The sequence below is a fragment of the Pseudomonas sp. GL-R-19 genome, from assembly GCF_019956375.1.
GTDB lineage: Bacteria > Pseudomonadota > Gammaproteobacteria > Pseudomonadales > Pseudomonadaceae > Aquipseudomonas.
Map to the genome: position 1 here is coordinate 42,757 of NZ_JAHBDJ010000010.1, position 18,332 is coordinate 61,088.

Here is an 18,332-nt window from a genome sequence, read left to right on the forward strand (position 1 = left end):
GTCCGTAATGGGCGAGCATGATCTGAACAGACGTCAATTCATCAAGACCGTGGGCGTAGCCTCGGTTGCAGCGGCAGCCATGAGCATGCCGTTCATCAAGGCCAATGCCAGCGACACACGTTTTGCCGGCAAGACCCTGCGTTTGCTGACCTGGTCCGATGACACCGGCCTGGCTGCGCTGCGCAACATCGCCGCGACCTTCGAAGACAAGTACGGCTGCAAGGTCATCGCTGACCGCACCGGCAGTACCTCGGAAATGGTCGCCAAGCTCAAGGCCGGTGGTGATCGTCCGCAATACGACGTCATCACCCTGGCAGGCGTCGGCGCCGAAGGTCTGGCCGCTGCCAACCTGCTGGAAAAACCCGACCTCAACCGCATTCCCAACCTCGTCGATGTACCGGAGAAGTACCGCACCGGCGCCAATGGCCACGGTATCGGTTACCTGCTGTGGTGCAACAGCCTGGTCTACAGCACCCGCACCCAGAAACAAGCGCCGGACAGCTACGCTTCCCTGTGGGACGCCGACCTGGCACCGAACATCTTCCTGCCGCCGCCGAACTGGACCGAGGCCATGGACCTGATCATCATCGCCGCCAAACTGGCCGGTGGTGACGAACACAACATTGAACCTGGCTTCAAGAAGCTCGCCGAGCTGAAAGATCGTGTGGTGACCCTGGGCGAAAACCCGAACCAGATCGCCGAACTGTTCCGTACCGGTTCCCTGGACATGGGCGGTCTGTACGCCCCCGCGTTCTTCCCGAAACAGATCCGCGATCCGAACTACGGCCTGGGCGCCACATTTGGCATGAAGGAAGGTTTCTACACCGACCTGATGCTGTCGGTGATGCCGAAGAATCGTCCGGGCGATACCGACATGGCCTACGCCTTCATCAACCACTCTCTGGACCCGCTGGTGCAGGGCAAGATGGCTGAAGACATCTACAACGGCCCGGTCAACGCCAAGGCGATCATCTCCGCCGAAGCACGCAAGAGCCCGTACATCCTCACGCCGGAGCAGATTGCCGAGAAGGCGATCATGCACGACAACGCCTTCCTGGCGACTGTGCATGACCAATGGATTCGTCGTTACACGGAAATCTTTTCTTCCTGATCTGAATGGCGCGGAGGTTCTTCGAGCCTCATCGCGGCACGGGTGTGACGGCTGACCGGATCCCCCCTGTAGGAGCTGCCGAAGGCTGCGATCTTTTGATCTTGATATTGATCTTCATCTGCTCCAGAAAAGATCAAGATCAAAAGATCGCGGCCTTCGGCAGCTCCTACGGGATCGAGTTAATACCCACACTCTTGCGCCAATGATCTTCCATTGACGAGACCCTTTGCTATGGAACACCAACCTCTGACTCATCCGGTGAGTGCCGCCCCCGTGCGCGCTGTTCGGGGTGTTTCGCCAACGACGCGCGCCTGGTTTTTTCTCTCGCCGTCGATGCTGTTTCTTGGCGTACTGATTGCCGCAAGCCTCTTGGTACTGCGCATGAGCGTGGGCACCAAAGGCGCGGAATGGTCCGGGTTCAGCCTGGCCAGTTACGCCCAGTTGCTGGAACCCTATTACCTCAAGTCGCTGATGCTGACCTTGCGCCTGGCGCTGATCAGCGCGGTGATCGCCGTGATCCTGGCGATCCCGGTGGCCTACACCATGTCGCGCCTGAGCTCGCCGTTCGTGCGCCGGATCTTCCTGGCGGCAGTGTTGCTGCCCTTGCTGGTCAACCTGTTGCTGCAAAGCTACGGCTGGCTGGTGATCCTCGGTCCCGGTGGCATGCTCAACCAGACCCTGATGGGCCTGGGCCTGATCAAGCGCCCGATCATGCTGTTGTACAACCAGAACGGCGTGTTGATGGGCCTGGTGCAAACCGCCTTCCCGCTGGCCGTGTTGCCGATTGCCAGCGCCATGCGCGGCGTCGCTCGCAGTTACGAAGAAGCCGCCGCGACCCTCGGCGCCAGTCGCTTCCAAGTGTTTCGCCAGGTGGTATTGCCGATGAGTCTGCCGGGGATCATTACCGGTGCGACCCTGGTGTTCGCCTACAACGCCAGCAGTTTCGTGGTGCCGTTGCTGCTCGGTGGCCGGCGTGTGCCGATGCTGGCGGTGATGGTGCATGACCAGATCGCCCCGCTGATGAACTGGCCCGCCGCATCCGCTGCCGGTGTGGTGCTGATCGTCACCACCCTCGCGATCATGACCCTGTCCGAATACATCACTGGCCGTCGTCGCCGCATGCTGGAGGCTTCGCAATGAGTACCCTGATCAAGAAGCGCCAGTCGCTGTTGCCGGGTGAAACCGGCAAGTTTGCCGGCATCCTCTCGGGCTTCATCCTGCTGTTGGCGGTGTTGCCGATCCTGACCATGATCGTCATGTCCTTCAGCGGCGCGTCGAACCTCGACTTCCCGCCGAGCAGCTACAGCCTGCAATGGTACAAGGCCGCCTGGCACACCTTCGTGTCGCCGGACGCCAGTGACGTGCTGAGCCTGGGCAAAGCCATGAGCACCAGCCTGATGGTGGCGTGCCTGACCATGATTTTCGCCACGATCATTGCGGTGCCGGCGGCCTACGCGCTGACCCGTTGCGAGTTCCGCGGCAAGGCCGTGGCGCTGCAACTGATGTCGTTGCCACTGGTGTTCCCGATGGTGGTATTGGGGCTGGCGTTGCTGCTGGTGTTCGACAGCCTGCCGTTCCAGATGACCACCTCGCGCCTGGTGATTGCCCACGTGATCCTCGCCTTGCCGTTCGTGGTGAAGAACTGCACGGCGGCGATGCTCTCCATCGGCAGTGAAGTCGAAGAGGCTGCGCAAATGCTCGGTGCTTCACCGTTGCGGGCGATTGTCGATGTGGTGGTGCCGTTGATGAAGTCGGGGATCCTGGCAGGCATGCTGCTGGCGTTCATCGTCTCGTTCAACGAGTTCACCGTGACCTACTTCCTCTACACCATCGATGTGATGACCGTGCCGATCTGGATGTACAGCCGCACCGTGTCTTCGCTCGACCCAACCGTATTTTCGTTTGCCGTGCTGATCGTGTTGATCGACTTCGTCCTGATCTGGGCGCTCGAAAAACTGGTTGGTGAAGGTGGCGTTTCGTTCTGATTTCTTGAGGTGATTCACATGTCTGGTCTGATTCTGGAAAACGTCGAGAAACATTACGGCTCGGCCTGCGCGGTAACCGATGTGAACCTGCATTTGCCCGAGGGCAAACTGGTGTGTTTCCTCGGCCCTTCGGGCTGCGGCAAAACCACCTTGCTGCGCATGATTGCCGGCCTTGAAACCCTGACCGGCGGCGAGATCCGCCTGGACGGTGAAGACATCGGCAACACCCCGGCGCACCTGCGCAATTTCGGCATGGTGTTCCAGTCCCTGGCGTTGTTCCCGCACATGACCGTGGGCGAGAACATCGCCTATCCGCTGAAACTGCGCGGGGTCAGCAAGGCTGACCAGCAGGCGCGGGTGGTGGAGTTGCTGGAACTGATCCAGTTGCAAGCGATGATCAATCGCCCGGTGGCCAAGCTGTCCGGCGGGCAACGCCAGCGCGTGGCGATTGCCCGGGCAATTGCTTCGCATCCGAAAATCCTCCTGCTCGACGAACCGCTGTCGGCGCTGGACGCCAAACTGCGCGAGTCGATGCAGGTGGAAATCCGTCAGCTGCAACAACGCCTGAACATCACCACCATCATGGTGACCCACGACCAGCGCGAGGCCATGACCATGGCCGATATCGTGGTCGTATTGGGTGAGCACAAGGTGCAGCAGGTGGGCACGCCGATTGAAATCTACCGCCACCCGGCCAACGAGTTCGTCGCGGACTTCATCGGCTCGGGCAACATCTTCCCGGCCACGGTGCTGGGCAACGGCAAGGTCAGCTTGCCAGGCGGCGATGCGCTGCAAGTGCCGATCTGCAGCAGCATTGTGGTCGGTGAAAAAGTGAAGATGCTGATTCGCCCGGAAGACCTGCAACTGTCGGCTCCGCAGGCGACCGCGGGCAACCGTCTACTGGGCAAGGTGACCTTCGTGCGGGATATCGGTGCGACCATCGAGACCACGGTGGAGTGTTCCGGGGTGTCGTTTACCGCGCTGAGCACGCCGTGCCAGGGCTTTGGCCTGAGCGTTGGGCATCCGGTGTCGGTGACCTTGCCGGTGGAGGCTTGTCGGGTACTGGGGGCCTGATCCAGGATTTATATTGCCTGAACTGGCCCTATCGCGAGCAGGCTAGCTCCTACATGGGGGTTGTGTACACCGGCCCATTGTAGGAGTGAGCCTGCTCGCGATGGGGCCGGCACAACCAACACAAATTCTGGATCAAACCGATAAGCGCAACCGCGCCAGATCCCGCAACGGCGGCGCCCCGAACAACCGGCTGTACTCCCGGCTGAACTGCGACGGGCTTTCATACCCGACCCGATACCCCGCCGCCGAAGCTTCCAGCCCTTCGGCCAGCATCAACCGCCGTGCTTCCTGCAGGCGCAACTGCTTCTGGTACTGCAACGGACTCATCGCCGTCATCGCCTTGAAGCGGTGATGCAGCGTCGACACGCTCAGGTTCACTTCCTTGGCCAGATCGTCGATACGCAACGGCTGTTCAAAGTTGCCGTTGAGCCATTTGATCGCCTGGCTGATGCGATGGCTCTGACTGTTGGCGATGGCGATTTCGTACAGCCGATGTCCCTGCTTGCTGCGCAACAATCGGTAGAGTATTTCTCGACGAATCAGCGGCGCCAGCATGGCGATGTCTTTTGGCGTGTCCAGCAACCGCGCCAGGCGCAGCACCGCGTCGAGCATCGCGCTGTCGAGTTTTTCGACATACAGCCCGCGCCCGGTCGGCCGGGAGGGCACTCCGAGGGGGCCGGCGTCGGCGATCAATGCAGTGATTTCCGTGGGTTCGATGTCCAGGCGCAAGGCCAGGATCGGTTCCTCGGGCGAGACATCCACCACCCGTCCACTGAGCGGCATCGAGACCGAGACCACCAGGTAGTTCAACGGGTCGTAGTTGAAGTACTCGTTGGCCAGCTGAACTTCCTTGCGCCCCTGGGCCATGATGCACAGCGCCGGTTGCGCGAGCACCGGGGCGAACTCGTGGGACTGGCTGTGGCGGGACATGAACAGTGAGCCAATGGCGGTCGCATAACTGCCATCTTCGGCGGTGTTACGGCGAATGATCGCCGCCAGTTCCGCGCGCTGGTGCTCCAAGTCTGGGTTCAGCGGCGCTTCAGAGTGATCGAGCGACGACATGCAAGGCATCCTCGGCAAGGCATGAGTAATGGGCAGAGCATAAGTTTGTGCAAGCCGCAGCGGTAGACACATCCTGCCCGATGCTTGCCTGATTCTGCTCGGGGTTGGTTTCGTTCCCAAGCACGGCCAACGCACAGGCGCGCTTCAACTAACGCCGATAACCCCGTAGGAGCTGCCGAAGGCTGCGATCTTTTGACCTTCACTTTCAAAATCAAAAGATCGCAGCCTTCGGCAGCTCCTACACAAAGCTCGTATGGCAGAACCGTGACAGGGTTTTACTGCTTGTTACAGGCTGGCGATGCAGTTTCGCAGGATTGTGCAACGCGCCGGCAGGAATCGACTAACGAGACAGGCGTCGCGGCCCTTAACCTTTGATCCTGTCGCAGCCCGTCCCCCGGGCTGCCACGCGACTCCCCGGGAGGGTTGAACATGTCCAAGCAGATCCCTGTCAGTCATATGGCCTTCGTTCGAGCGCGCACCGGGCGCTCGGCGGAACTCGGTGTACGCCTCAGCGCCCTGATCGAACCGTCCCGCGCAGCGCCTGGCTGCCTGAGCTTTGCCTTGCAGCATTCGCAGTGCGATCCGCAGCTTTGGCTGGTCTCCGGTTTCTGGAGCAATCAACAGGCCATGACTGCGTACTTCAGCACGCCGGCGATGGAGATTTTTGCCGAGCTGGTGCAGGAGCTGGTGGTCAACAGCCTGGATTTCCACACCTTCAAGGATGTCTCGGCGGCGCAGGCCCTCGATCAGTCCGCAGTGGCGGTACACAAACTGGCCGGTTGAGGGTTTAATGATGGCATTCTCAACCAGCCAGGATGTCGCGACATGGCACGTAAAGCCTTTGATCACTTCGAAGCTGTTTCCGCTGTAGTACCGGGCGAGGGTGGTTACCACGCCGCTATCGCCGTCAAAGCCCTGGGTGGTGCCGGCGCTCCGCGTTTTCACAAAGTGCTGGAAGGCCAGATCTTCAAGACCGCTCACGAGGCCGATGATGCGGCCGCCAAGGAACTGACCCACCTCAAGGACGTCAAGGAAAACACCGACCTGCTCTGGTGATTCTCATCGCCCCGGGCGGTACATCTTGAACAACGCCTCGGGCCCCAGCTGGAAATAATCCGCTGGCCCGCCGCCGCGCAGAATCGGTTCTGCCGCGGCGGTGTCGTATATCCCATCCTTCAACAGCCATTTGGCGATATGCACGGCGACCACTTCGCCGAGGATCAGCCAGCTGGGCACCACATTGCCGTCCGCCCGTTGCAACTGGATGATCTGCGTGACCTTGCACTCGAAGGACACCGGGCTCTCGGCCACCCGCGGCACCTGAATGACCTTCGAGGCAACGGTCGTCAGCCCGGCCAGTTCGAATTCGTTGACTTCAGGCCCGACCATGGCGCAGCTCTGGTTCATCTGCTCGGCCAGCGGCCGCGTGGCCAGGTTCCAGGCGAACTCGCCGGTCTGTTCGATGTTGTTCAGGCTGTCTTTGCGCCCGATACTGGAAAACCCGATGATCGGCGGAATGTAGTTGAAGGCGTTGAAGAAGCTGTAGGGCGCGAGGTTCAAGTGGCCCTCGGCATTCTGTGAAGAGATCCAGCCGATGGGGCGCGGGCCGACGATGGCATTGAACGGATCGTGGGGCAGGCCGTGGCCGTTGGCGGGTTCGTAGAAGTGGATGTCGTCGGGCATGGAGTAATTCCAGGGCGTAGTTCGGGTGGCGTTCATAGTGCAAGGATGAACCGCTGAATTCCAGTCGACTCTACCCTCTGTGGGAGCGAGCTTGCTCGCGATGGTGTATCAGATAAGTTGGTGTCGACTGACACTCCATCGCGAACAGGCTCGCTCCCACAAGGGGTTATGTTGATTCAATAAAAAAGGGGCAGACCCCGGTGAGATCTGCCCCTTTTCCTTGAGGCTTGATTTAGTCCGTGACAATCCGTGAATGCTTGCGGGTGTCTTTCATGGTGACGTACACCAGCAACGACACGGCAATACACGCGGTCACGTACCAGTAGTAACCCGTCTCCATGCCGATGCTCTTGAACCACAGCGCGATGTATTCGGCGGTGCCACCGAAGATCGAAACGGTCAGTGCGTACGGCAGGCCCACGCCCAGTGCGCGGATTTCGGTCGGGAACAGTTCGGCCTTCACCACCGCATTGATCGAGGTGTAGCCACTGACGATGATCAGCGCCGCCATGATCAGGAAGAACGCGCCCCACCAGGTCTGGATGGTGTGCAGGGTGGTGAGGATCGGCACGGTGAACAGGGTGCCCAGGATGCCGAAGGCAATCAGGATCGGCCGGCGACCGATTTTATCCGAAAGCCCGCCGATCACCGGTTGCAGGCACATGAACAGGAACAGTGTGGCGGCGGAAATGGTGGTGGAGTCGGAAATGCTCATGCCGACGGTGTTCACCAGGTATTTCTGCATGTACGTGGTGTAGGTGTAGAACGCCAGGGTACCGCCCATGGTCAGGCCGACCACGGTCATCAGTTCCTTGGGGTGACGCATCAAGGTGCGCATCGCGCTTTCCTTGGCTTTTTCTTTCTTGGTGAAGGACTCGGTTTCTTCCATGCCACGACGCAGATAGAGCGCAACCACGGCACACAGCGCGCCGATGGCGAACGGGATGCGCCAGCCCCAGGCGTACAGCTCTTCGGTAGTCAGGAAGTTCTGCAGGACAATCAGCACTGCCAAAGCGATGAGCTGGCCAGAGATCAGGGTCACGTACTGGAAGCTGGAGTAGAAGCCACGACGTTCCTTGGTCGCCATCTCGCTGAGGTAGGTGGCGGAGGTGCCGTATTCGCCACCCACCGACAGGCCTTGCAGCAAGCGCGCGAACACCAGCAGGATCGGCGCACCGATGCCGATGACTTCGTAACTCGGGCTCAGGGCGATCAGCAGCGAGCCGAAGCACATCAGGTACACCGAAGCCATCAGGGCCTTTTTGCGCCCGACCTTGTCGGCATACAGCCCCATCAGCCAGCCACCGATCGGACGCATCAGGAAGCCCACGGCGAAAATCGCGGCGGTGTTGAGCAGTTGGGCGGTGGTGTCGCCTTTGGGGAAGAAGGTCTTGGCGAAGTACAGGGAGAAGGCGGCGTAGACGTACCAGTCGTACCACTCGACCATGTTGCCGACGGAACCGCTGAAAATCGATTTGATGCGACTGGCGGTGGTTCTTTCCTTGGCCGGTGCGGCAGCCGACCCAAGCGGCAGGGAGTTGGAGTTATCCATTGAAGGATCCTTCATTTAATTGTTTTTGTGGAGCGCGAATAAACGCAGCCTGCAAGGGCTATAGCAGGAGCTGTGCCAAGGGGGAGAGGGGCGGTTTAGAGGGGTGGTGGTGTTTCGGTGAGCGGAAATCCGCTTGTCTGTAGTTGGTGGTGAGCGGAAAATTGCTCAAGTGTTGCTGTGGTTGTACCGGCCTCATCGCGAGCAGGCCAGAGCAGACGCCACAAAAATCAGGCCTCGGGCAAAAACATCTCCCGGCTCAACCCATGCCGCTGCATCTTTTCATTGAAGGTCCGGCGCGGCAGTTGCAGTTCTTCGAGCACCGCTTTCACATCGCCCTTGTGCCGGGTCAGCGCGGCACGCAGGCATTGCGCTTCGAACGCTTCCTGCTGCGCTGCCAGTGACTGGCCGGGCTCGATGCCCAAGGGCTCCGGCTCACCCAACCCCAATACCTGACGCTCGGCGACGTTCGCCAGTTCGCGCACATTGCCCGGCCAGTCGTGGCTCAGCAGGTGACTCAACTGTGCGCCGCTCAACGGTGGAAATTTACGTCCCAGCCGTTCGGCGGCGTTTTGGGCAAAGGATTCGAACAGCAGCGGAATGTCTTCCCGGCGTTCGCGCAAGGGCGGCAGGCGTAGTTCTGCGACGTTCAAACGATAGGCCAGGTCTTCGCGAAAACGTCCGGCCCGCGCTTCGTCGAGCAGGTCCGGTTTGGTCGCGGCGATGATGCGCAGATCCACGCGGATGCTCTGGTTCGAACCCAGTCGTTCAAGCTTTTGCTCTTGCAACACCCGCAGCAATTTCACTTGTTGGGCCAGGGGCATGCTTTCGATTTCATCGAGAAACAGCGTGCCGCCGTCGGCGTACTCCAGTTTGCCGATGCGCTTGCCGGACGCCCCGGTGAACGCGCCGCTCTCGTGACCGAACAGCTCGGCCTCGAACAATTGCTCGGGGATGGCCGCGCAGTTGAGTGCGACAAAGGGTTTGTCGGCCCGTGGTCCGAAGTCGTGCAGGCAGCGGGCGACCAGTTCCTTGCCGCTGCCGGTTTCACCGCGGATCAATACGTTGACCGGCAGCGCCGCCAGATCGAGAACCTGCCGACGCAGGTTTTGCAGGCCACGGGACACGCCTAGCAGCGTGGCATCCAGTTTGGCGCGGTTGTCCGCCTGTTCGTGCAGCGCGCGGTTTTCCAGCACCAGCCGACGCTTGTCGAGGGCGCGGCGCAGGCTGCCGAGCAGGGTTTGCGGGCTGAAGGGTTTCTCCAGGAAATCGTAGGCGCCGTCGCGCATGGCCTCGACGGCCATCGGCACATCGCCGTGGCCTGTCAGCAGGATCACCGGCAAATCGGCATCCCGGCGTTGTACTTCGGCCAGCAGTTCCAGGCCGGTCATGCCGGGCATGCGCACGTCGCTGAGAATCACCCCGGCAAAATGCCTGGGCAATTGCGCCAGGCATTCATCGGCGCGGCTGAACAGCTGCACCTCGAAACCCGACAGGCTCAACCATTGCTCGACGGCACTGCGGATGCTGCTTTCGTCGTCGACCACGATCACTGAGTTCAGCATGCTTCATGCACCTCCAGGTCGATGGGCAAGGTCAGGGTAAACACGGCACCTTTGTCATGATTGCCGGCACTCAGGCGCCCGCCGGATTCGTGAACGATGGCAAAGGATACGGCCAAACCGATCCCCAGGCCTTCGCCCACCGGTTTGGTGGTGAAGAACGGATCGAAGACCTTGGACAGGTTCTCTTCGGCGATACCGCCACCGTTGTCGATCACGCTCAGGCGCCACAATTGCTCGTCGGCTTCGAGGCGGATCTCCAGGCGTTTGCAGGGTTTGTCCTGCATCGCATCGAGGGCGTTGCGCAGCAGGTTGATCAGCACCTGTTCCAGGCGAATCGCATCGCCACGCACCCAGGCCGGGCGGGCCAGGTGCAGCACAGTGCTGACCTGTTCGTCGCGCAACCTTGTGTCGAGCAGTTGCAGCGACTGGTCCACCACCGCCGCAAGGTCCAGGCGTTCGCGCAAACCGCTGGGGCTTTTGCGGGCGAAGGTTTTCAGGTGGCCGGTGAGGGCGGCCATGCGCGTGAGCATCTCATCCACCGGTTTGAGTGCCTTGTAGGCGTCGTCGACGCGGCCGTGGTCGAGCAGCAGGCGCAAGGTTGCCAACTGCATGCGCTGGGCGGTGAGCGGCTGGTTGATTTCGTGGGCCAGGGCGGCGGACATCTGCCCCAGCGCCGCGAGTTTGGCCGATTGCACCAGGCCTTCCTGGGCGGTGCGCAGGTCGCGGGTGCGTTCTTCTACCAGTCGTTCGAGTTCTTCGCGACTGCGCTGGCGCATTTTCGCCAGGCGCCAGCGCTGGTTGAGAAACAGCAACAGGAACACCAGGGTCAGCCACAACCCGGCCGCGGCAAGCGCGGCGTTGCGGCTGTCTTCGAAGGCGACCTGCGGGCGCCGCAGCAGGTGCAGGGTCCAGCCCTCGGTGCTCAGCGGCAGGGATTCCCACAAGTAATCCGCCTTGCCGTCCGGGCCGTCGACCCGGGTCAGGTCACTGTTGTCGTCGAAGCGCCGCAACGATTGAAACTCGAGCGGCGTCAGCGGCTGTTTGTCGTATTGGCGGGTAGTCTTGAGTTCGGCATGATCGCTGTCGCTCAGCGGCTTGAGCAGGCGATAGCGCCAGCCCGGCTGGTTGGCGATGAAGATGATCCCGCGTGCGTCGCTGACCAGCAGCGTGTCGCTGCCCTGACGCCACTCCCGCTCCAGTTCGGGAAACTCCAGTTTCACCACCATGGCGCCGAGGAACTGGCCGCCATCATCGCTGACCGCGCTGGAGAGGAAGTAGCCGGGAATCCCGCTGGTCACGCCCACGGCATAAAAGCGCCCGGTGCCTTGGGTGCGGGTCTGGTTGAAATAGGGACGGAAACCGTAGTTGTGACCGACATAACTACTGGGCAAACGCCAGTTGCTCGCCGCGATGGCGAGGCCGCTGCGGTCGAGCAATTCCAGGGTCGAGGATTCGGCGGCGCCATTGATCTTTTCCAGTTTGCGGTTCAACGCATCCTGCTGCTCTGGGCTCACCGCCCCCTTGAGCGCCGAGCGCAGTTCCGGGTCCAGCGCCAGCACGGCGGGCAGGGCGCGGTAACGTTCGATCAGGGTATGCAGGGACGTGGCGTACAGCGCCAATTGCTGATTGGCACGGGCCGCGTCTTCGACCATTGACTGGCGTACGGCGTGGCGCACGGCCAGGGTCGCGGCGATGGCGGCGCCGGCGATGATCAACAGGGTGTAGAGCGCCAGGCGTAGGGTTCGGGATGTCGGCAGCATGCAATGAACAACAGGTGAAAATGGGGGAAAGCACCATAGCATGTGAACGGTGATCCACACTCACCGAAACGCCTGCGCCAATGTTTCCCCCTTGGCTCAAATCACCAGCGTGTTCTTGCGCCGCTGCACGGGTGGCGGATCAAACAAGTCGTTCTCATCGAACGCAATGGTGTACCAGATGCGATAGCGTTGTTCCCGGCGCAACGGTTTTTCTTCCGGCGGATTGCCCTGCAGCATTTTTTTCGCCAGCACGGTGTGTGTCGGCCGGCCGGCGGCGTCGTAGAACTGCTGGTCGTGGTAACCCGATTCGCGGATCGAGGCGTCATTGATGTAGCGATAGGCGCTGGCGAAGTAAGGGCGATAGATCCGCACGGTTTCGCCTTTGTTGTTGTACTCGACCCGTTCGCTGACCCGCCAGCGTCGGGCCGCCTGTTCTTCCTTGGGCCGGCCGTTTTCGTCCGGTTCGAGTTCGCCTTTGTCGTTCACCACCCAGGCCAGGCCGGGTTCGACTTCCTGCTTGCTTTGCAGGGAACGGCCGAAGCCATCCCAGCAGGCGATGGCTGCGCGGATTTGCAGCTCCGGATCGCCGGGGTAGCGGTCAGCCTGCAAGGTCACGACATGCACCGGGTCGCGATGTGCGTCGTCGAGGTATTGCTGGAGTTGCCGCTCGTTCGCCGAAGGATTTTGCAAGCCTTCGAGGTGCACGCGAGCCCGGCTGCAAAGGTGGCCGTCGGGCAATACAAAACCTTCAGCGCGGGCCCAGGCCAGCCAGGGCGCAGGAGCTGCAGCTGGTACTTTGCCCATCCAGCTGAAAGGGGCAGAGAATGTGGCGGTGGCGTAGTGACCGATCGCCTTTTTCTTGTCATCGATGGCACCCGCGGGACTTCGGTCCTCGGGCGGCAAGTAGTTACGCAGGGAGTGAAAACCAACTTTCTCGCCCAGTTCGGTGCCATAGAAACTGGTCACCAGTATTTCGCCGAACGCGTTATAGCGTGCCTCCTGGACGTTTTGATTGGGGTCGATGATGCTGGCAGGCAAAAACGAGCAATAGTCGACGCCGATGATGCGTGTGGTGCAACCATCCGGCAGCGTAACGGCGCTGCTCAGGCACCAGTGCTCGTCATACGCGACGGAGGTGATGCCATGGCTCTTGGTCTGCTGGAATTTTTCGACGTTATAGAAACCTTCCGGGCCGTGGTAAGTAGGGAAGCTTTTTCGCACGGACCACAGGTAATTCCTGGCATCGGTCGGGTCTTCGGGGTCGCCCGCAGGTGCCGCTGGCAAGAACAGATTCATGATGTGGTAACCGACTTCCGGCGATTCGAGTTTCTCCTTTAGGTTGAACGGCATGTCGCCATTTTCGTCCTTGAGCTTGTCATAGGCGCTCAGGGCGGTGGCGTCCAGTTCGGCGGTTTCCTGATGGTCGGGCAGGGCGGTGACGATCAGGTTATCCGGCTCCAGTAATTCGCCTGTGGCCGGATCCTGATAGCGTTGCAGCGACAAACCGGTCAGCACCGCTTTGGCTGCCCAGGCGCCTTCGTCATCGGCCCATTCCAGGAAGTTTTCGTGGTTGATGTCGACAGGTTCGAGTTCATCCTTTTCCAGGACCAGCGCATTGGCGCGCTGACGATAGGGCAGGCCCAGACGCCAGCCGTCTGGGGCTTCCAAATGCCGATACTCGGCTTTGGCCTCGGTCAGATACCAACATTGTTGTGCTTCGTCGTGGGCGTCCAGCCACCATCTGTTTTCGTAGTCTTCATCGCTCTCATCGCCGGGCTGATCGACGCGGAAGGGCGGGCTGTCCTTGTCTGTTTTGCGCCGGGCGTAGTGCACGATAAAACCGTGGGTCAGGCTGCCGAATTTGTCCCACGCCAGATTGAGGGTGTGCTGCACCAATGGGTCGTCCGCCAGCTGCGGCTCGTATTGGTAGGCAATGCTTTCCAGTGCCAGTGACTGCAACACGGCATAGGGGTGATTCTTGCCTTTGGGGCGCAATTGGCGAATGAGAAAGCGGGTCTCCTGCACGGTATAGGGCACGGCTGTTTCGGGATCATCGTCGGCGGCAAACACCTCCGCGCGCAACACCGAGCCGCTAAGGGTGCGGGCCATCTCGCGGGCGAGGTCTTCATCAGGGCTGATCACGCGTCCCGCTGCGTCGCTGAGGTGATACTCGTGCAGCAGCGTCGTGCGCAGCGGCTCTGCGTTCGTGTCACCGTCGTAGTAACCGTCGTCGCGCATGTCGATGGCGCGGCCGGTATGGAACCAGGTTTTACTCAGAATCGGCGCGGTGAAACCCGGGTTGGAACGCTCCGCCATCGAAGCCTCGGTATCGGTTTGCAACAGCAGGCCGAAACCCCGGAACTCACGTTCGAAATTGTCGTAAAAACCCTGGCGATAGCTGAAGCCCTGGGTCAGTCGATTGCCGGTGATTTCATCGAGTTGGGTCTGCCGGCTCACCAGGTGCATGGCAAACGGCAGATGAGACACCGGGGCTTTACCGGTCGCGATCAATTCGGCTTTTTCGTCCAGCCACTCCTGGGCCGAGCTGCGGTAATTCACCCCCGTCACGGCACCCATGTTGTTGTGGCTGGCATTCACCAGATACGGCTTGGCGCTGACAAAATCGTAGCGCCAGTGCCGGGGTTCCATGTGTGGCACGGTCAGGATCAGGCTGGAACATCCCAGCCCCTGCAGGTCGGCGATGCTCACCTGGCAGAAGCGGTCGTAACGCACGCCTTGCGGCCATGGCATTTTCACATAGTCCTCTTCGAAGCCTTCGCCGCCGTGATTCATGTAGATCCGAAAACCGTCGGACTCCAGGTAGATCAGGTCAACCGCGCCCGAGCCGTCCAGGTCCGCCAGCCGCACGCGCGACGAATCGAACTCTGCATACTTGAAATTCAGCTCGCAAAGGACGAAACCTTTGCCGAATTTTCCATGACCCAGATTCGGCCAGCATTTGACTTCGTTGTGGCGGATGCGGATCAAGTGTTGTGTCGCGCTGCCCAGTGGATCGCTGAAAGCCACCAGTTCGGTCTGGGCACTGCTCAACAGGGGCAGCGAGTCGTCGTCATGAGGCACGTTGTCCCCATGGCTGAACCCGACTGCACGACGGCTTGAATACAGCCGCACGCTACGCGGGCCGATCAAGGCCAGATCAGTCAGACCGTCACCCACCAGGTCCGCCAACTGCGCCATGGGATGAAAAAACTCCGTGGGGAACGCTGCATAGGCCACGAAGTTCGACCAGGATCGGTCGGGATTGAGGGTGAAAAAGCCGGACAGGCCAGGCTGGGCGATCACCCAGTCGAGCTTGCCGTCGCCGGTCAGGTCGCTGAGGGACTGGCGAATCGGTTTGCTGCTGTCGGCCACGGGAATACCGGGCAATAGCGCCCAGTCGCCATAACTCACATCATTGCCGCCCGTGTCGGCGCGCAGCGGTTCGCGGTAGTACCAGGCCTTGTCACTGCTGAACAGCACCCCGGGCATGCCCTCGCCATACAAGTCCACCAGTTGATAACGCTGGCCGTCATTGAGACCGGGCATCTGCGGGAACTCGCGGTACCCTTCGCGCTGGGGGTCGAGTTCAAACGGGTTGTAGAAAAACTCCATGGGCGGGCGACTTTCCATCTGGCCCTGATTGTCATAGGCCTGGATGTGCGCCGCAATCAGATGGTTGTAACCCAACGGGCTCTGACGGTGTTCGAGCAGCAGGCGCTGGACCAGCACCGGGTCGCTGCCCAGTTCTTCGGTGAACTGATGGAACATCAGGACCTGACGGCACAGACGCCGGGAGCCCAATTCAAACCCGTAGGCGTAATTCCAGAAAGGATCCTTGCGCGGTGCCCCCCACTCGCCGCGTTCTATCCCGGGGAGGTCGTAAACCGGCACTTGTGTCAGGCCGGCACTGCGTTCGCCGTAGTCAAACAGCAAATGGAAATGCCAGATCGCGTCTTTCCAGCCATCGGCTTTCCATGCATAAAGATTGGCGTTGGCCTGGGCATTACCGTACAGAACCCGACGCAGGTAACGCTGGCTGCGGTAGTCGCGGAACTGCGGAGCGGCCGGCTCCTCGACTTCCGCCTGATACAGGTACACCACATGTTCACCGCGCAGGTTCAGGCTTTCATCGATCAGCCAGACACCAACATGGGTTTTGTCTTGTGGATCGGCCCGGCGTGATGCCTCGGTTTTTCCGTAGCAATGCAGGCTGCCATCGGCGCCGTGGATCAACCAGAAGCCCGCCGGATTGTCGGCATCGTCCTCTTTGGTCCAGTGTTCGATCAGATCGAAAGCGCCTTCGACCCGGGGCCAGTAGCGTACGACATGGTGCGTGCCGATCTGAACGCCGTTGTACTCGGATACCGCTTTGGAGATCAGTTTGCCGTCGTCACTCTTCTCGGGCATCCACACGTCACCGCCGGGGCCGACCACCTGATCATTGCCTTCGTATTTCGGCACACCTTTGGTGGTGCGCAGCGTGATCGCGTTGGTGGTCAGCCGCCAGCCGATGCCGAATGGACTGTTGCCGACATCGCTGCTGTAGCCCAGACCCAGGGCCGGGACCAGATCGCGGTTGGGCGCCTTGCTGATCGGCAGCGGCAACTCCAGCGACGCGGCACCGCTGGTGCCCACTGCGCCCCAGCCCTTGCCGATGCTCTGGATGGCGCCACCGCCTTTGGGGAGGGCGGGGGCGTTGATGTCGAGGGTGCCCTGCTGTTCAGTCGCCATGAAAATGTCCGCCGTGACAGAGAATGCATCGAGTGCCTTCAAGCTATCAGCGAGGCAGGCGGCTGTAACCTGTCAGATCTGACAGGTCATCCCGGTATTTTTAGAACAAACGGTTCGCTTTTTTCGGCCTTCGATTACTTTTTTTCATGCGTAAAAAAACCGGTCTGCCGTTGCCGACAGACCGGTTCTTATTGTGCGACGTCAGTGCTTACTGCACTTCCACCGCCAGGCTTTCACTGATCTTTTTCTGCCAGATGGCGGGACCTGTGATGTGCACCGACTCGCCCTTGCTGTCGACCGCAACGGTCACAGGCATGTCCTTGACGTCGAACTCGTAGATCGCTTCCATGCCCAGTTCGGCGAAAGCGACTACGCGGGACTTCTTGATCGCTTGCGCCACCAGGTAAGCCGCGCCGCCCACTGCCATCAGATAAACGGCCTTGTGGTCCTTGATCGCTTCGATCGCGGTAGGGCCGCGCTCGGATTTGCCGATCATGCCCAGCAAACCGGTCTGCTCGAGGATCTGACGGGTGAACTTGTCCATCCGCGTCGCGGTGGTAGGACCGGCCGGGCCTACCACTTCGTCACCGACCGGATCGACCGGGCCGACGTAGTAGATGAAGCGACCCTTGAGGTCCACCGGCAGGGTTTCACCCTTGTTCAGCATCTCGACCATGCGCTTGTGCGCAGCGTCGCGACCGGTGAGCATCTTGCCGTTGAGCAGGACGGTTTCGCCCGGTTTCCAGCTCTGCACTTCTTCCGGGGTCAGGGTGTCGAGGTTGACACGACGGGCCGACGGGCCGGCTTCCCAGACGATTTCCGGGTAGGCATCCAGCGGTGGCGCTTCCAGCGAGGCTGGACCTGTACCGTCGAGCACGAAGTGCGCGTGACGGGTGGCGGCGCAGTTCGGGATCATGCACACCGGCAGCGAGGCTGCGTGGGTCGGGTAGTCCATGATCTTCACGTCGAGCACGGTGGTCAGGCCACCGAGGCCCTGGGCACCGATGCCCAACTGGTTGACCTTCTCGAACAGCTCCAGGCGCATTTCTTCGATGCGGTTCTGTGGGCCACGTGCTTTCAGCTCGTGAATGTCGATGGATTCCATCAACACTTCCTTGGCCATGACCGCGGCTTTCTCGGCGGTACCGCCGATGCCGATGCCGAGCATGCCTGGTGGGCACCAGCCGGCGCCCATTTCCGGAACGGTTTTCAGTACCCAGTCGACGATCGAGTCGGACGGGTTGAGCATGGCCATCTTCGACTTGTTCTCGGAACCGCCGCCCTTGGCCGCCACGTCCACTTCCACGGTGTTACCCGGAACGATGGAGTAGTGGATCACGGCCGGGGTGTTGTCCTTGGTGTTCTTGCGAGCGCCCGCCGGGTCGGCGAGGATCGAGGCACGCAGGACGTTTTCCGGCAGGTTGTAGGCGCGACGTACGCCTTCGTTGATCATGTCGTCCAGGCCCATGGTGGCGCCATCCCAGCGCACGTCCATGCCGACACGGACAAACACGGTGACGATACCGGTGTCCTGGCAGATCGGGCGGTGGCCGGTGGCGCACATACGCGAGTTGATCAGGATCTGTGCCATCGAGTCGCGGGCCGCTGGCGATTCTTCGCGCAGGTAGGCCTCGTGCATCGCCTGGATGAAATCCACGGGGTGGTAGTAGGAAATGAACTGCAGGGCGTCGGCAACGCTCTGAATCAGGTCGTCTTGCTTGATCACGGTCATGGGTCGCGCTCCTCTAAAAGACGGGAACATTCAATAAGGTGCTTGCAGCTTGGGTGCATCGGTCGGTTGCAAGCACCTTT

The 18,332-nt window shown here is 60.9% G+C and carries 13 protein-coding genes; 6 read left to right on the top strand and 7 right to left on the bottom strand.

What is annotated here, in order from left to right; translation table 11 throughout:
* Positions 1-7 precede the first annotated feature (7 nt).
* From KGA83_RS05995 to KGA83_RS06010, 4 genes are all read left to right on the top strand, one after another.
* Positions 8-1,111: an extracellular solute-binding protein gene (locus KGA83_RS05995; RefSeq protein ID WP_108215047.1), complete on the top strand. Its 1,104-nt coding sequence runs from the start codon at positions 8-10 to the stop codon at positions 1,109-1,111.
* Between the two features lie 231 nt (positions 1,112-1,342).
* Entirely contained in the window at positions 1,343-2,251 is a 909-nt protein-coding gene (locus KGA83_RS06000) for an ABC transporter permease (protein ID WP_108215049.1), read from the top strand.
* A complete protein-coding gene (locus tag KGA83_RS06005; RefSeq protein ID WP_108215050.1) occupies positions 2,248-3,096 on the top strand; it encodes an ABC transporter permease in 849 nt (282 codons plus the stop codon). Before KGA83_RS06000 ends, KGA83_RS06005 begins: the two co-directional genes overlap by 4 nt.
* Before the next feature lie 18 nt (positions 3,097-3,114).
* Positions 3,115-4,170, top strand: coding sequence for an ABC transporter ATP-binding protein (locus tag KGA83_RS06010; protein ID WP_223529079.1), 1,056 nt, complete (start codon positions 3,115-3,117; stop codon positions 4,168-4,170).
* Between the two features lie 132 nt (positions 4,171-4,302).
* Here KGA83_RS06010 and KGA83_RS06015 read toward each other — a convergent pair whose 3' ends face one another.
* Positions 4,303-5,232 (bottom strand): AraC family transcriptional regulator, encoded by a 930-nt coding sequence (locus KGA83_RS06015; protein WP_108215053.1) that lies wholly within the window; start codon positions 5,230-5,232, stop codon positions 4,303-4,305.
* Between the two features lie 429 nt (positions 5,233-5,661).
* On the opposite strand from KGA83_RS06015, the gene KGA83_RS06020 reads away from it, so the two are divergent.
* A complete protein-coding gene (locus KGA83_RS06020; RefSeq protein WP_108215054.1) occupies positions 5,662-6,015 on the top strand; it encodes a putative quinol monooxygenase in 354 nt (117 codons plus the stop codon).
* 42 nt (positions 6,016-6,057) lie between these two features.
* Positions 6,058-6,288: a hypothetical protein gene (locus KGA83_RS06025; protein WP_108215055.1), complete on the top strand. Its 231-nt coding sequence runs from the start codon at positions 6,058-6,060 to the stop codon at positions 6,286-6,288.
* Between the two features lie 3 nt (positions 6,289-6,291).
* Here KGA83_RS06025 and KGA83_RS06030 read toward each other — a convergent pair whose 3' ends face one another.
* The 6 genes from KGA83_RS06030 to KGA83_RS06055 form a co-directional block, all read right to left on the bottom strand.
* Positions 6,292-6,915 (bottom strand): flavin reductase family protein, encoded by a 624-nt coding sequence (locus KGA83_RS06030; RefSeq protein ID WP_108215056.1) that lies wholly within the window; start codon positions 6,913-6,915, stop codon positions 6,292-6,294.
* A gap of 232 nt (positions 6,916-7,147) precedes the next feature.
* Positions 7,148-8,467 carry an MFS transporter gene (locus KGA83_RS06035; RefSeq protein WP_108215057.1) on the bottom strand — a complete coding sequence of 440 codons (1,320 nt, stop codon included), beginning with the start codon at positions 8,465-8,467 and terminating at the stop codon, positions 7,148-7,150.
* 227 nt (positions 8,468-8,694) lie between these two features.
* On the bottom strand, positions 8,695-10,029 hold the full coding sequence (locus tag KGA83_RS06040; RefSeq protein WP_108215059.1) for a sigma-54-dependent transcriptional regulator: 1,335 nt from the start codon (positions 10,027-10,029) through the stop codon (positions 8,695-8,697).
* Positions 10,023-11,789 (bottom strand): ATP-binding protein, encoded by a 1,767-nt coding sequence (locus KGA83_RS06045; RefSeq protein ID WP_223529080.1) that lies wholly within the window; start codon positions 11,787-11,789, stop codon positions 10,023-10,025. The genes KGA83_RS06040 and KGA83_RS06045 overlap by 7 nt, the downstream gene beginning before the upstream one ends.
* A 96-nt stretch (positions 11,790-11,885) precedes the next feature.
* A complete protein-coding gene (locus KGA83_RS06050) occupies positions 11,886-16,520 on the bottom strand; it encodes a SpvB/TcaC N-terminal domain-containing protein (RefSeq protein ID WP_223529082.1) in 4,635 nt (1,544 codons plus the stop codon).
* 208 nt (positions 16,521-16,728) lie between these two features.
* Positions 16,729-18,252 (bottom strand): fumarate hydratase, encoded by a 1,524-nt coding sequence (locus KGA83_RS06055; protein ID WP_218427023.1) that lies wholly within the window; start codon positions 18,250-18,252, stop codon positions 16,729-16,731.
* Positions 18,253-18,332: the final 80 nt, after the last annotated feature.